The organism is Bacillus sp. FSL M8-0063 (genome assembly GCF_038005545.1).
GTDB classification, from domain to species: domain Bacteria; phylum Bacillota; class Bacilli; order Bacillales; family Bacillaceae_G; genus Bacillus_A; species Bacillus_A wiedmannii.
This window is the reverse complement of record NZ_JBBOTJ010000001.1, coordinates 719,348-732,954: the sequence shown is the minus strand read 5'-3', so window position 1 is coordinate 732,954 and position 13,607 is coordinate 719,348. Positions and strand designations below refer to the sequence as shown.

General features: G+C 34.7%; 13 protein-coding genes and 1 pseudogene. 2 read left to right on the top strand and 12 right to left on the bottom strand.

Annotated elements, in window-relative coordinates; genetic code table 11:
* Positions 1-4: 4 nt before the first annotated feature.
* From hemH to MKX31_RS03705, 3 genes are all read right to left on the bottom strand, one after another.
* A complete protein-coding gene (gene hemH / locus MKX31_RS03715) occupies positions 5-940 on the bottom strand; it encodes a ferrochelatase (RefSeq protein WP_064469230.1) in 936 nt (311 codons plus the stop codon).
* Between the two features lie 14 nt (positions 941-954).
* The gene (gene hemE / locus MKX31_RS03710; protein WP_000252608.1) at positions 955-2,001 is read right to left on the bottom strand and encodes a uroporphyrinogen decarboxylase; all 1,047 of its coding nucleotides are present in this window, start codon (positions 1,999-2,001) and stop codon (positions 955-957) included.
* A gap of 189 nt (positions 2,002-2,190) precedes the next feature.
* Complete coding sequence (locus MKX31_RS03705; RefSeq protein WP_340980024.1) at positions 2,191-4,308, bottom strand: transglycosylase domain-containing protein; 2,118 nt, start codon at positions 4,306-4,308, stop codon at positions 2,191-2,193.
* 128 nt (positions 4,309-4,436) lie between these two features.
* Between MKX31_RS03705 and hmoB the strand changes: the two genes are divergently transcribed.
* The gene (gene hmoB, locus MKX31_RS03700; protein WP_088047876.1) at positions 4,437-4,940 is read left to right on the top strand and encodes a heme-degrading monooxygenase HmoB; all 504 of its coding nucleotides are present in this window, start codon (positions 4,437-4,439) and stop codon (positions 4,938-4,940) included.
* Between the two features lie 150 nt (positions 4,941-5,090).
* Here the strand turns inward: hmoB and MKX31_RS03695 are convergent, their stop codons facing one another.
* From MKX31_RS03695 to MKX31_RS03680, 4 genes are all read right to left on the bottom strand, one after another.
* Positions 5,091-6,509: a PH domain-containing protein gene (locus MKX31_RS03695; RefSeq protein WP_340980021.1), complete on the bottom strand. Its 1,419-nt coding sequence runs from the start codon at positions 6,507-6,509 to the stop codon at positions 5,091-5,093.
* Positions 6,502-6,978, bottom strand: coding sequence for a PH domain-containing protein (locus MKX31_RS03690; RefSeq protein WP_098573187.1), 477 nt, complete (start codon positions 6,976-6,978; stop codon positions 6,502-6,504). Before MKX31_RS03690 ends, MKX31_RS03695 begins: the two co-directional genes overlap by 8 nt.
* 73 nt (positions 6,979-7,051) lie before the next feature.
* Positions 7,052-7,348, bottom strand: coding sequence for a protoporphyrinogen oxidase (locus tag MKX31_RS03685; protein ID WP_103655563.1), 297 nt, complete (start codon positions 7,346-7,348; stop codon positions 7,052-7,054).
* A 249-nt stretch (positions 7,349-7,597) separates the two neighbouring features.
* Positions 7,598-8,470: a hypothetical protein gene (locus tag MKX31_RS03680; RefSeq protein ID WP_098111602.1), complete on the bottom strand. Its 873-nt coding sequence runs from the start codon at positions 8,468-8,470 to the stop codon at positions 7,598-7,600.
* A 966-nt stretch (positions 8,471-9,436) separates the two neighbouring features.
* Between MKX31_RS03680 and MKX31_RS03675 the strand changes: the two genes are divergently transcribed.
* On the top strand, positions 9,437-9,712 hold the full coding sequence (locus MKX31_RS03675) for a hypothetical protein (RefSeq protein WP_064476888.1): 276 nt from the start codon (positions 9,437-9,439) through the stop codon (positions 9,710-9,712).
* A 328-nt stretch (positions 9,713-10,040) separates the two neighbouring features.
* On the opposite strand, the gene MKX31_RS03670 is transcribed toward MKX31_RS03675, so the two are convergent.
* The 5 genes and pseudogenes from MKX31_RS03670 to MKX31_RS03650 all read right to left on the bottom strand — a co-directional run bounded on the left by MKX31_RS03670 (position 10,041) and on the right by MKX31_RS03650 (position 13,506).
* Complete coding sequence (locus MKX31_RS03670; protein ID WP_340980016.1) at positions 10,041-10,274, bottom strand: hypothetical protein; 234 nt, start codon at positions 10,272-10,274, stop codon at positions 10,041-10,043.
* Positions 10,275-10,539: 265 nt separating this feature from the next.
* On the bottom strand, positions 10,540-10,686 hold the full coding sequence (locus MKX31_RS03665; protein ID WP_000738547.1) for a BC1881 family protein: 147 nt from the start codon (positions 10,684-10,686) through the stop codon (positions 10,540-10,542).
* A 552-nt stretch (positions 10,687-11,238) separates the two neighbouring features.
* Entirely contained in the window at positions 11,239-11,700 is a 462-nt protein-coding gene (locus tag MKX31_RS03660) for a CarD family transcriptional regulator (protein WP_000486311.1), read from the bottom strand.
* A 375-nt stretch (positions 11,701-12,075) separates the two neighbouring features.
* Positions 12,076-12,606 carry a cell envelope integrity protein TolA gene (locus tag MKX31_RS03655; RefSeq protein ID WP_340980013.1) on the bottom strand — a complete coding sequence of 177 codons (531 nt, stop codon included), beginning with the start codon at positions 12,604-12,606 and terminating at the stop codon, positions 12,076-12,078.
* Positions 12,607-12,669: 63 nt separating this feature from the next.
* Positions 12,670-13,506, bottom strand: a pseudogene (locus MKX31_RS03650) (ribonuclease).
* Positions 13,507-13,607: the final 101 nt, after the last annotated feature.

Sequence of the window (13,607 nt, the reverse complement as noted above, 5' to 3'; positions counted from 1 at the left end):
CTTTTTACAATACAGATTCTTTTTTCTTTAATACAACATCTGTTAAGCAATCAATAAATGCGTCCGATGCATTTGGCATTTCTGGACGATAATATTTTGCGCCAATTTCATCTGTCACAACTTTACACTCAAAGTCATTGTCATATAAAACTTCTAAATGTTCCGCAACAAATCCAACTGGTGCGTATACGAATGAACTGTATCCATACTTTTCGTTTAGTTCTCTCGTTAAATCTTGTACATCTGGACCAATCCAAGGATCTGGCGTGTTTCCTGCACTTTGCCAACCTACTGCATAGTTTGCTACTTCAGCACCTCTTGCAATATAGTCAGCTGTTTCATTTAATTGGTCTGGATATGGATCGCCAAGTGCAATAATTTTTTCTGGTAAGCTATGTGCAGATACGATTAATACTGCTTTTTCACGCTCTGCTTCTGACATACCGTTATATATACCTTTCACTGCATCAACCCAGTACTGGATGAATTTCGGTTCTTTATACCAGCTATCAATGCCGTGAATTGTTAAGTTTCCAAGTTTCTCAGCTTCTTCTTGTGCTCGTCCTACATACGATTTCACGCTAAATGTAGAATAGTGCGGCGCAAGAACAAGTGCTATTGTATCTTGTATACCGTCGTTATGCATATCTTTCACTGCATCTTCAATGAACGGTTCGATATGTTTTAAGCCAAGATACATATGGTACTCTACTTCATCTTGTACTTCATTTAAACGCTGTTCTAACTTTTTAGCTTGCTCTAATGTAATAGTAGCTAAAGGAGAAATGCCACCAATTGCACGGTAACGCTCTGTTAAATCTTCTAGCATTTCAGGACTTGGCTTTCTTCCTCTGCGAATATGTGTATAGTAACGTTCAATATCTTCTTCTTTATATGGCGTTCCGTATGCCATTACAAGCAAACCAATTTTCTTTTTCATACAACAATTCTCCTTTACTTCGCTAACTGCCCTTTAGAGTATTCATGAATAAATGTAGTTAAACGTTTTAATGTATCTGGATTTACTTCTGGGAATACACCGTGTCCTAAGTTAAAGATATAACCAGGCTCTTTCATCCCTTGATCTAAAATACCTTTTACATGTTCTTCAATAACAGACCATGGCGCAAGTAAGAATGAAGGGTCCATATTTCCTTGTACCGCCTTATGAACGCCGCGTGCGCGTGCCTCTTCGATCGGTAAGCGCCAATCTAAGCCTACTACATCAAGCGGTAAGTCGTGCCATTCATTTACTAAGTGTGCAGCTCCTACGCCGTGCATAATCATCGGTACACCCATCGGGCGAACTTCTGCAAAAATACGCTCCATTGCTGGTTTAATAAATACGCGGTAATCTGCTACATTTACTGTTCCAACCCAAGAATCGAAAATTTGAACTGCTTTTGCTCCTGCATTAATTTGCGCTTTTAAATATGTAATAACCATATCTGCTAGCTTATCCATTAAAGCGAACCAAGCTTTCGGCTCTGCATACATGAACGCTTTCGTATTATGATAATTACGAGATGGACCGCCTTCAATCATATAGCTCGCTAGTGTAAATGGAGCCCCTGAAAAACCGATTAACGGTACGTCTAGCATTTCTGTCGTTAATAAACGAATCGTATCTAATATGTACGGTACGTCATCTTCTGGATTGATTTCCCCTAGTTTTTCTACGTCTTGTAAAGAACGAATTGGATTATCAATAACTGGGCCAATACCTGATTTAATTTCTACATCCACACCAATTGCAGGTAGTGGTGACATAATATCTTTATACAGAATTGCTGCGTCTACGTTATATTGATCAACTGGCAACTTTGTAACGTAAGCACATAACTCTGGATTATGTGTAATTTCAAATAAAGAATACTTTTCTTTTATCTTTCTATATTCCGGCTGCGAACGACCTGCTTGACGCATATACCATGCTGGTACATAATCAGTACGTTCCCCCCTACATGCTTTTAAAAATGTCTCATTTATAGTTCTTACCAAGACCCTTGCTCCCTTCCTTGCCAATGCTTTTGCTCTAAATACGTTCTATTCCGATATTTATCTTTTTTTACTATACAGCTTGTAAAAACAAAATGCATAACATTATGTACGTTGTTCATGAAATTGACACAAACATTCGTAAAACCGCTTACTATTTTCACAACATTCTTATTATAGCACAGAGAAAAACTATGGTTTAGCTACTTTTGACTTTTCTCCTTCGCGATTCGTTTGTGTGTTATATGGTACAACGTAAAAACTCGGTTTTGAAAAGATGTTAACGAACTTTTCCTCATATTCCCCGGCACCATTTACAGTGCCTACATGCGTATGGACTCCATTTTCCACTCTATAAATGCGATACATAATTCTTTCATCTGGAAGTGGTGTCCAGCTTAATTTTGCTTTAAATAAACCGAAAGGGCTAAACGCTAATTTCACTTTCACATCTTCAATCTTGCGCAAACGAATCGGAGTACCGATTGTTTCCACACCTTCTGGTTTCATAAACTGCTCTTTCTGTTCTACATTTGCCTTCGTTAAAATTTTCTTAAACAATTTCGTTGCTGACGCACTTTCTCCTTGCAACTGATGCTCTTTATCCGTACGGTCATAACCAATCCAAACAGCACCTACTAAATTTGGCGTATAGCCAACGAACCACATATCTCTAGCTCCATTATCGTCATTTGGTAAGGAAGTTGTACCTGTTTTCCCAGCTAATGCACCGCTATATATGCCTGCTTTCGCTGTCCCTTCCTTCACAACCCCTTCTAACATTTTCGTCATATACCATGCCGTTTGTTTCGAGAAAATTTTCGTTTCTACTTTTGGCGATTCTCCAATGACTGCGCCGTGTCTATTTAACACCTTTTCTATAACGTGCGGCTCAATAATAGCGCCATTTGCTAAAAATGCACGATACATTTTCACAAGGTCAAATGTTGAAACACCATTTTTCAATCCGCCAAGCGCTGTACTTAAACCAGCATCGGCAATAGGAACATTGCCTTTCTCTAAATATTGCTTTCCTTCTTCTACCCCTAGCTCATTTAATAAAGAAACTGCCGGTACATTTGCTGACTCTAAAATCGCATCATACATCGTCATTTCTTTCGTATATTGACGATTGTAATTTCGAGGTTCATAACCTTCAAAAGAAGTTTTTTCATTCTTTAATAAAGAATACGGATTATATTTTTTCGTTTCGAGTGCTGGTCCATAGACAATAAGTGGTTTTAGCACAGATCCCGGCTGTCTTTTTGCAAAAACACGATTAAAGCCTCTCGGGACATACTTTCTTCCCCCAATCGCTGCTTTAATTCCGCCCGTACGATTATCCATTAATAAAAAAGCACCTTGCGCCCCCTCTTCTTTACCAGGGAAATTCCTCGCATCTTGAAACTGGTTATACGCTACCTTTTGAATCTTTTCATCCATCGGAACGACAAACGTATATCCTCCTCGGAGTACTTCTTGATGAGATAACCCGTATAAACGTGCTGCTTCATCTATAACCATATCAATATACGGCATATATGCGAGTTCATTCTCATCTAAGTTTTTGTAAAGAGCAATGGTCTTTCCTTGATAACGTACGCTCTCTTCGGCAGTCAAATAGCCTTGTTTATGCATCAGTGACAATACGAGATCACGGCGCTCCTTACTCTTTTCTGGAGAGAAATACGGTGAATATCCGTTTGGCGACTTCGGAAGACCTGCAAGCATTGCTCCTTCTTCTACTGTTAAATCTTCTACACTTTTATTAAAATACAACTTTGCTGCTGCTTGAATACCGTATGCCCCATGGCCAAAATAAATATGATTCATATACATTTCAAGAATTTGTTGCTTCGTATATTTTTGCTCTAATTGAAGGGAAATTGCGACTTCCTTCAATTTACGCGTAACTGTTTTTTCACGAGTTAAAAAAACGTTTTTAGCGAGTTGCTGTGTAATCGTACTACCACCTTCGACCTTTTCTCCAGCTAACGTATCTTTATAAAGAGCCCGGAATATAGACGGGTAATCAATTCCTTGATGCTCATAAAAACGAGAATCTTCCACCGCAATAAACGACTGCTGCACGTATTTTGGAATTTGCTCGATTGGTACGAGATCTCTATTTTCTACGTATAATTTCGTAATTTCTTTCCCTTTCTGGTCAACGATACGTGATGAAGAGTGAAAAACGAGTTGCTTTTCATCCGTCATATAGCCACCAGCTAACACAATAAGTTTATAAAATACAATCGCTAATACGAGCGTTGCTAACCCACCTAATAAAGTCCACTTTACTTTCTTCATACATCGGCCTTCTTTCCAAATGATGGTACATTTATTATTTGAAAAAGAAGTATCTTTATGTATATAATCTTCGAAGTTTTTTACGAGAGTTGATATAATAGAAACAAACAATTAAAGGGGGCATTAAAATGAAGGCTATTATTTCATACGAAACACCTCTAGAACAAGCACATTTCACTGCAAAAAATAATGAAAAAGATATGTTTTATAAAGAAAATACAGAAGAATCTGTAGAAGGTTCTCTTCAGTATGACGTACTAGACGCTGTTGGTGAATTTAAAGGACAACCTGGCTACATCGTTTGTAACAACATTTCTGTCACAGACGAAGGTCGCCCAGTATTTGAAAATCGATTCAAAAACCGCGCAGGCCTTATCGAAAACGAACCAGGATTCCAAGTGATCCGCGTTCTACGCCCATTAAGTAACGATACATATGTCATCTTAACGATGTGGGAAACGGAGCAAAACTTTAAAGACTGGACAGAATCACGTTCATTCGAAAACGCTCATAAAAAACGCCCTGCACAAGCAGAAGGACAAGCTCAGGCTCAGGCGCATCCACATGCGGAACAGCAGAAAAGTATTTTCTCTCGTCCATCATTTGTGACTACTTTTGATGTGCTAGTTTAAGGGGTTTTGTACTATCGTTTCTCCAAGGTTGCGGTACATGAAATTATATCGACGATTTTTCGAATATATCGGCGCAACTCGAAATATATCAGCAATTTTTGAAATATATCGACTTATCGACAAACCACAACACAAAAAAAGGAAACACCATTACGCACCGGTGTTTCCTTTTTCTTTATACCAATTATATATGCGAAGCGCGTCTTCTTTTCGCATATGCTTCACTTTATATCTATGCCCCGCTACTGATACGGCAGCTGTACATAACTCGTCTTTCTTTTGAAAATACGATTGATTGTACCCTACTGCTTGAACATGCCTTTTTCGTATGATTCCTGTATATTTGGCAAGGCCGCGGTATACCATGACTAATTGATTGTCTCGTATCAAATATCCGCCACTTTTATACCGAGCGTATGCAAGTAACGTAAATGCGATAAATAGTGGTATTAGCGTGAATAACGCATTATTTTGTTTGAAATATATACTCGCACCGATGATTGGCAGTGCGAGCATAGCACTTGTAATCCAGCCCATTATGACGTAACGACGTAATGCAGCCTTCGGTAAATGAACGATTTCCTCTTCCATTTCATACGGTAACTGCAAATATGTAAGTAACTGCTGGACATCTTTCTTTTTCATAAAAGGATGTAACATCACTTCATTTCCAGCTGCTTCTATACTTTGAATAACTTCTACTTCGACAGAGCAATAACCGAAAGGCTCGCGGAGAATTCCTTCTTTCACCGTAATTGCTTGAATGCGATGTAATTTTAAAACAAACTCTTTCTTATCAAATAACCCTTGCACGATGCGAACTTCATTTCCGTTTCGCTCTATTTTAAAGTTTGCATATTTTAACGCATAGCCAGCTGTCGAAACGACCCACGAAACCGCCATTAAAATCGCGGCCATAACGATTAATTGATATACATCGTTATCCATCACATACGCTTCCACTTTATTTATGAGCCATTCTGGAAGAAATTGATTAAACTCTGTGTAAATAAGAAGTAATCCTGAAAAAACTAATCCGAATCTACCAGACGTAATGGAAGCTGCTAAAATCTCTTTCATCGTTAACTGATAAATCGTCTTACTTTCTTCTGGCATGGGTACTTCTTCACTCGCAGCGCTTCTTTTTTTATTTAATAAAGCAATCAGTTCCTTCGCTTCATCTTCTTTAATACCAGCTAACATCACTTCTGGCTCACTACCGCCGCCCGCTACTTCTATATTTAATTTCGTCAGTCCGAGCACTTGATAAATGATGTTAGAAGACGTACTAATATTTTGCACACGTTCTTTATTTAAGTAGCTTTCCTTCTTAACGAACACACCATGCTTTATATGTACAATATTATTTTCAACCCAGTACACTTTGAAATACCATTTTATCGCTGAGAAAATTGCCATAATAAATAATATGGCCAAAAGAACAAGATGAAAGACATACCAAGGTTTTACTTGGCCATCTGATTGAAATAGAACAAGAAAAATAAAAGGCAATAAACCCGCAATTCGAATCCCGAATAAAATCGTAATCGGATGTTGCCTCTTATGCATCCTCATCACTCACTTTCGCAAGTTCTCCAATTTGTCTTTTCAGCTGCTCTGCTTCTTCCTTTGTTAAGCCTGGAATACTATGAGAAGTTGCCGCTGTTGAAATATGTAATTCTGCTAAATTATACTTTCTCATAATTGGGCCCTGTTCAATCGTTACGTGCTGCACACGCATCATCGGAATAAGTACGCGTTTTACAACGAACATTCCCTTTTGAATCTCAATCTCTTCTTCATTTAATCTGTAACTATAATAACGTTGACGTAAATTTGGAAACACAAAATAATCAAGCGGGATAAATGTAATAGCTCCTGTTACTAGCAAGCCAAACAACCAGCCCCACCAATTAAAATTGATCATAAAAAAGAAATATGCAATTACGACTGCTAGTATAACTGCCGCCCCAATTAAAGCGTGGATTCGCCACACTTTCAGCATATTAGAATGAATCTCCCTTTCTAACGGTTGCATTTCATCACTCCAATTATATGAATTTATTAATTATATATTAGTTGGTATATACATATTTGTAAAATTATAGTTTTTATATCGTATCCATCATTTCTTTAAAATTCCCTTCATTAATTGAATACACTTGAAACTGAATGTAATCTATTTCATTCGTATTCGGACGGACATATGGCAAGATGGTAAATTTAGAAGCTGATCTTCCTAACATATCTACAATCATTAAAGAAACGTCAATATATCCGAAGTCTACACGGAATACTACTGCTTCTCCTGTAAATTCATAATCTTTAATCGCATCATAAGACTTATTCGCACTAATTAACATCACTTTTAATAATTGGTTCAAATTTTCTGGTTTAAAATTAATCATATACACAGCTCCTTTTTTAATAAAACACTATGAAAACAGTGTAATCTTATCGTTTCATAGCTTTACACATCAAATATATAAAAAATAAAGCTAGTTTTTTATATATTTTTTGATATAATTACATACGGGAAACGGGAAGAAATTTGTCTTCCCTTGTGTTTTTATTTGCATCTAGTACTTTTGCTAGATGCCTTTTTTTATGCTAAAAAAGGTACCCTCACATACTTTGAGGATACCTTTTTCATCGATTTATTGCATTTCAATAATTGTACCATCTTCGAATACTTTGAATACGCCAGTAAATCCTGCTCCAGCTGCGCCTTCTATTTTATATGTCGTACGCACTCTAATTTGATAATACTTCTTTCCATTCTCTACTTGCGTATTCTCTAGCGTGTAATCATATTCTTCTTTATATTCATTTTTAATATATTCTTTCGCTTTCTCAAAAGTAAATGCATTTTGATTCTTTCCTGTCTCTACTTTTTGGTTCTTTTCTGCCTCAGTTTTTTGAGTCTTTTCTGTTGCTACTTTTTGATTCGTTACTACATTTGTTTTTTGTGCCTTCGCTGCCGCTTCACTCTTTGCAGTTTTTTCCTCTTCATTCATTTTAGTAACTAATCCTACCGCTTTTTTATTATATTCTTCAAGATTCTTATTATCTTTTGTTTCTGCAACTAGCTTATTTACTATCTCTTTCGCTTCTGCATAATTTTTCTTACTTATTAACTCTTCACTTTTCGCCAATTGCTCACTATACTTCTTTTTTTGTTCTAATACAGCTAGTAATGCTGTTCGTTCTTCCTTTGCCTGCTTTATAAGTGTATTATTCCCATCCTTCATGTTCTCTACTTTTTCAAATGACTTGATTGATTCTTCTACCTTTGTTTCTTCTTTTAACTTCACTGCTTCAATCATTATTTTCGTTTGTTCTACAAGCACCATTACATCTGAATCGTCTTGTTTCTCATCTAGCGCTTTTTCAAATGATGATAAGGCATTTTTATATTCTTTATTCGTTAACGCGGTCTTCCCTGCATCCATTTCTTTTTCAAAATCTCCATTACTACATCCAGCTAACATTAAAAATGTAATTCCAATTACCGTTAATAACTTCTTCATTCTTTCTCCCCCTATATGTTCCTAAAACAATAACTTCATATGTATAAAGGTCTGTGTAGTAATTAGACTGAAAATAAAGATGTACTTTGTGTGTGGGAAAGGAAGTACATTTCATTTACTATCATTACTTAAAACTCCTAAATAGTTGGTAGTTGGTTTTCTTCTTTTAAGACAGAAAGGAATTTTAATCATGTGCGTAAAGTTCTCACCAGGCTCTTTACTACACACACTCTTATACACATAGAAAAACTATTTTTAGTTTGCTATTTTTTCAGCTTTACATATTCTTGGTTGATTGGATACGAACCACAATTCGTAACATACCGAAAAACAAAAGAAAACAAACTGTAATATAAGTTACCTTTCGTAACTCCCTTGTAACATAAGGTTTTTATACATACAATAGTTTTTTTACATTATTTTCCCCTATCTACATTTTAAGGTGTTAATACAGTGCTAAAACGAGTTTCATCTCCCACCTACTATTGGACTATCATCCTTTGAATACTTTAGGAAAAAGCCCTCTTTCTTAAAGTACTCAAATTAATTACATAGATAACTCTTTTTTCACCCAAACATTACGAAGACCTTTAACCTTTTACTTTCACATTAAATATATATAGCTAACTTTTTTGATATAACCGCATTAAGAAAATAGGACGAACTTTGTCTTCCTTTTTGTTTTTATTTGTATCGAGTTCTTTTGGTGCTACCCCTTATTGAAGAATTAGATTTTACACATCTGATATAGTACGTGAAATTATATAATAGGGGGGCACTATACCTAAAAAAGAAAATTGTATGTTTAGACATAAAATTGACACCTTTTGATTTGTTCCCTGTAAGTTAAGGAATTAGTTTGTATATTTGAGGAGATGTACGAGACAGGTGTGAATTTAAGGGAATCCAATATTTTCTATTCAAATATGATAGAATAGAAGTATATCCAAAACGGAGGAACAACAAATGAACTCAAACACAAAACAGTTTATTTATGATATCCAGCAAAGAAAAAACAATTATATGGAAAATGTATTAAAGGCAATACAACACCCTAAAAAAGAGCATTCTGAACAGGTCATTCAAAATATAGTAGACAAGATGGATATGATGATCAGTTTAGTTATTACTTACATCGCTATTGAATCAGAATCTATAAAAGAATTAAAAGAACTTCAGGAAGAACTTATTCATGCCCAAGCATATATTCAAAAACGGAAATTTGAAGAAACACAGAGATAAAACACTGTGTTTTTATTTGGTCGTCTATGACGCCAATCTGTTATAAATCAAATTAAGGGATTGGGTACACTTACCATATTTTGTTCACTAAAGTCATTTCCCTCCAAATAACTCATTCTATAAGACTTCTTTCTCTTACTATATGATATAAATCTATAAATATGCTAGAAGGATAATTCATTATATGAACGAAAATAACATTTTAATAAGTTACGTTTTCTATTCCTAAATTATTTATATACGATTCTTTTTTTACTAGTTAATAGGTAATGATATAGGGATACTTTGCATGTACATCTAGGTTGTTCCTTTCAGGCTATGTATCATTTTAAATACGCCCTTTATTAGAATCGTGCTCATACTTTTTTTGAGATTCTTTCGTAATACGTGCGTTAAGTAAAATTGCTAACAACAAAAACACTCCATATGTTCCCCCTGTCGCTCCTATGATAACCACACTACTACAAACAAGTACAATTAGTAGTAGTAACGAAACTAAATAAATATGTTCATAGTTCTTTGACATCTTCTTGTATTTTATGCGTTCTTTCCTTGCATCCATCTAAATTCCTCCTTTACATTATCCATTTCACTATCAAATAAATCTCGCCCTTAAAAGGGAAAGAATATATCTTTTTAAATAATCAGCTTATTTTTTTATCAACTAATTTATATAACGTAAAAAGAAATCCTACCAATATTAAGCTTTCCACCATGATAATCCCGACCCTCTCCTTCCGTTTTAACTCCAACACATCAGATAAAAGTAGCAAACAAAAAGGATCCTCCCTTCTTTTAAAGGTTGATCCTTTTCTTCATGCATTCAACTATTCTTGATTAATTAGAATAACAGCTGGTCCATCTACACGAATGCCACCAACTTCGATTTTTTCATAAGGCTCAACTGTAATAGAAATGATCCCTTCCCGCTTCTTTAATTCATTACTTAATTCTTTTGTTAACATTTTTTTCATGTGTGTACTCCTTTTTACTGCTTAATTTATTATTGTTATGTAAATGAAGTTAAAAATGGTTTCCTGGTCTGGAAACCATTTTTTTGTAGTTGACCATATGGTGTTACCAGTTCGTTTATCAATTTTACGTAAAGAAGAGATAAACAATTACCTATTCACTGTCTCAGTAGATATAAGGAATTCTTAAAGAGATAGCGGTGAGATCGATTGTTTTTTCTTCTAGAAATAATGACCTAGATAATATATTACCTAAAACAATGAAAGCCCTACCTCTCTTTCATCCTTACGGATCCTTGTCCGTGCCAGTGTGAATCAGGATTGCAAAAATCAAGTGACTATTTAATCGAGTTATTTGATGAAACTTCGAACGTTCGTAAAAGAAATTTAAAAATAAAAATGGATTAGATTGAAGTAATAACAAAAGAGGTTCCTACTCTAAAAGTGAGTTGAAGAAGTTGAATGTCTTTGAAATGATTTACTTTTAATAATCATCATATTCCCGAAAAATTCAGGATATTTTCGGGGGATGTAATACATTATCTATAATGAATCCTAACAGAAACTTTTTATTTGATTTTCAGTGATCCCTTTAATTAATCCTAGTTCACTAATCAAAAATTCATGTGCGTTATCCAACATTGTTTTTTCGCTTGTATTAAGTGCCTTTTCTTTCTTCATACGCATTAAATCACGTACAACTTCAGCACCTTCTTGTATTTCACCCGTTTTTATTTTGTCCGTGTTCACTTTATACCTTTGTTTCCACGTTAATAATCTATCTGATTCTCCATGCTGAAAAATGTGTATAATGTGTTTTAATGCAAGTATATCAGTAACCGGGCGTATACTCGAACTTAATATTTTCCCCATAGGAATCATGACTTTCATATTACTGATTGACATTTTTATAACATAATACTGTTGTTTTTTTCCTGAGAATTCTTTTTCTTCTATGGCTTCAATTATACCTGCTCCGTGCATTGGATAAACAATGTTATCGCCAATTTGAAACATATAATCCACCTCCATATATGGTAACCTTCTTAACTTTAACATATATGTGTTTTTTTATCAAATATTTTAATAATATCATAAAGATATTTTTGTAGTCAACTACTTTTTAAAAAAATTAAATTAAGTAAAAAAGACCTCCAAAAATGATAGGGAGTGTGTCAGATTCCGCATAAAGGGAAGAGGAATTTCCCCGCTTATATTCTGAAATCTCTACATTTTATGTAGGGATTTTTCCATAAAGAAAAGACACCCTAAGGTGCCTTCCTCCGACTTGAACCACTTTAATTTTAATAATATGTATTGGACTCCCATCCAATTATTATTTTACCATGTTAAGTAATGTTGTGCATTGAGAAATACGGTACATTTCTTTATCTAAACGTAAAAAGCCCTAGAGGGGACTAGGACTTTTTGACAGAATGAAAATGATTCAAAAAAGGACTTATATAACGTAACATACGAATGTTTCATAAATGTATCGTAAAAGTGAACAAAATCTATATTGTACATACTGTCATAGTTCCAAAAATAAGAGGGATGATTCTTTATATAATCTTTCCATTCATTACTATATGTACCTTGTTTTTTTAAATCTCCTTCTTCACCGAATGCTGCTGCAACTTCTTCGTAAGACATACCGCGACGTAAATTATTGAAAGTATCCATCATACGCTGCTGTCTAGCTTCTTCTTTTCGATTTTGTTCTTCTATCTTTTCTAACCTACTCTCTTCGGCAGCTAGCTGTTTGGCTTGTTCTTTTTCCATTTCTATAAGTTCTTTTTCGTAATCTGCATGAATTTGCGCACGTTCTTTTTCGTATTTGTAATCCGAATACTTATTCCATCCCATAACTCCAAAAGCAATTAAAATTAAACCACCTATTATAAAAATAGGCTTCCTCTTCACATACATCACCTCTAATTTTATTTATGTCTGAGAGCAAAATAAAAGCACCCTTTCGAGTGCTTATTAACGTTTAACACCTAGTTTTGATTCCACTTCAGTTAAACTAGCTACAGCATTAATTAGCTTCTGATCAGAAAGTTGAATTGATTTTTGAGCTTCTTCCATTCTTCCTTTCAATGGAGCTACTCCTTTTATCCCTTGAGTTACTGCTCTTCCAGCATTGCTTCTGTAGTTAGTTGCTAGTCCAAACTCCACTCTGAATTTCTCAATTTTTTCTTTTAATACAGAATCAGTTAACTTTAATCCGCTTTTAAATGCTATATTTTTCTTGGACAGTGCATCATATCGATTTGTAACTGACTCCATTTTCTCTTTTAAAGTGTTCTTGTCAAGAGATTCAGGGCCTTTGCTCGCTTCTCCCCAAATAGGTCTCCAGTCCTAATTCCAAATTTCATCATATTCTTTTATCATTTCATCAATAGTAGGCTTAATTTCGTTTTCATATGTAGTTTTATCAGCATTTACAACCGGTTTTGGCTCTTCTTTTTTCTTAGCTTCATCTTGTTGTTTTCTCTGTTCTTCTTTCTGCTTTTGTTCCTCTTCTTTTTTACGATTCTCTTCTAATTTTTTCAGCTCATCAGCTTTTTGTTGTTCTTCTTTTTGTTTAGAAGCACCTTCTTTAGGTGTATCTTCTTTTTTCACCTCAGTGTTAGCGATTTTAGCTTCATTTTTATTGATTTCTTCTTTCGGAGACAGTGCGTAAAAAATCATCATTAACACAAAGCATGCTAATCCGGAAATGAAATACCTCTTTTTACTTTGGTTTTTCTTAGAAGCTTTAGTCATTAATATAAAAGAAACGACTGTAGCTATAAAGAATAATGACATTAATATTTGCATGTAATTACCTCTTTCGGTTGTTAAAATGTAAGATTTCTTATCTCATGGTAGCAAACAAGTTATTTGTATATTGTCATATTTTGTCGAATGAAAATTAGAAG

What these genes read in the sequence shown, in the direction of transcription:
- MKX31_RS03670 (WP_340980016.1), bottom strand. Translation starts at nt 10,274, where the DNA reads ATGGATGCAAGGAAAGAACGCATAAAATACAAGAAGATGTCAAAGAAC.
- MKX31_RS03705 (WP_340980024.1), bottom strand. Translation starts at nt 4,308, where the DNA reads ATGAAGAAAGTAAAGTGGACTTTATTAGGTGGGTTAGCAACGCTCGTA.
- MKX31_RS03660 (WP_000486311.1), bottom strand. Translation starts at nt 11,700, where the DNA reads ATGTTTCAAATTGGCGATAACATTGTTTATCCAATGCACGGAGCAGGT.
- hmoB (WP_088047876.1), top strand. Translation starts at nt 4,437, where the DNA reads ATGAAGGCTATTATTTCATACGAAACACCTCTAGAACAAGCACATTTC.
- MKX31_RS03680 (WP_098111602.1), bottom strand. Translation starts at nt 8,470, where the DNA reads ATGAAGAAGTTATTAACGGTAATTGGAATTACATTTTTAATGTTAGCT.
- MKX31_RS03665 (WP_000738547.1), bottom strand. Translation starts at nt 10,686, where the DNA reads ATGAAAAAAATGTTAACAAAAGAATTAAGTAATGAATTAAAGAAGCGG.
- MKX31_RS03695 (WP_340980021.1), bottom strand. Translation starts at nt 6,509, where the DNA reads ATGCATAAGAGGCAACATCCGATTACGATTTTATTCGGGATTCGAATT.
- hemH (WP_064469230.1), bottom strand. Translation starts at nt 940, where the DNA reads ATGAAAAAGAAAATTGGTTTGCTTGTAATGGCATACGGAACGCCATAT.
- MKX31_RS03685 (WP_103655563.1), bottom strand. Translation starts at nt 7,348, where the DNA reads ATGATTAATTTTAAACCAGAAAATTTGAACCAATTATTAAAAGTGATG.
- MKX31_RS03675 (WP_064476888.1), top strand. Translation starts at nt 9,437, where the DNA reads ATGAACTCAAACACAAAACAGTTTATTTATGATATCCAGCAAAGAAAA.
- MKX31_RS03690 (WP_098573187.1), bottom strand. Translation starts at nt 6,978, where the DNA reads ATGCAACCGTTAGAAAGGGAGATTCATTCTAATATGCTGAAAGTGTGG.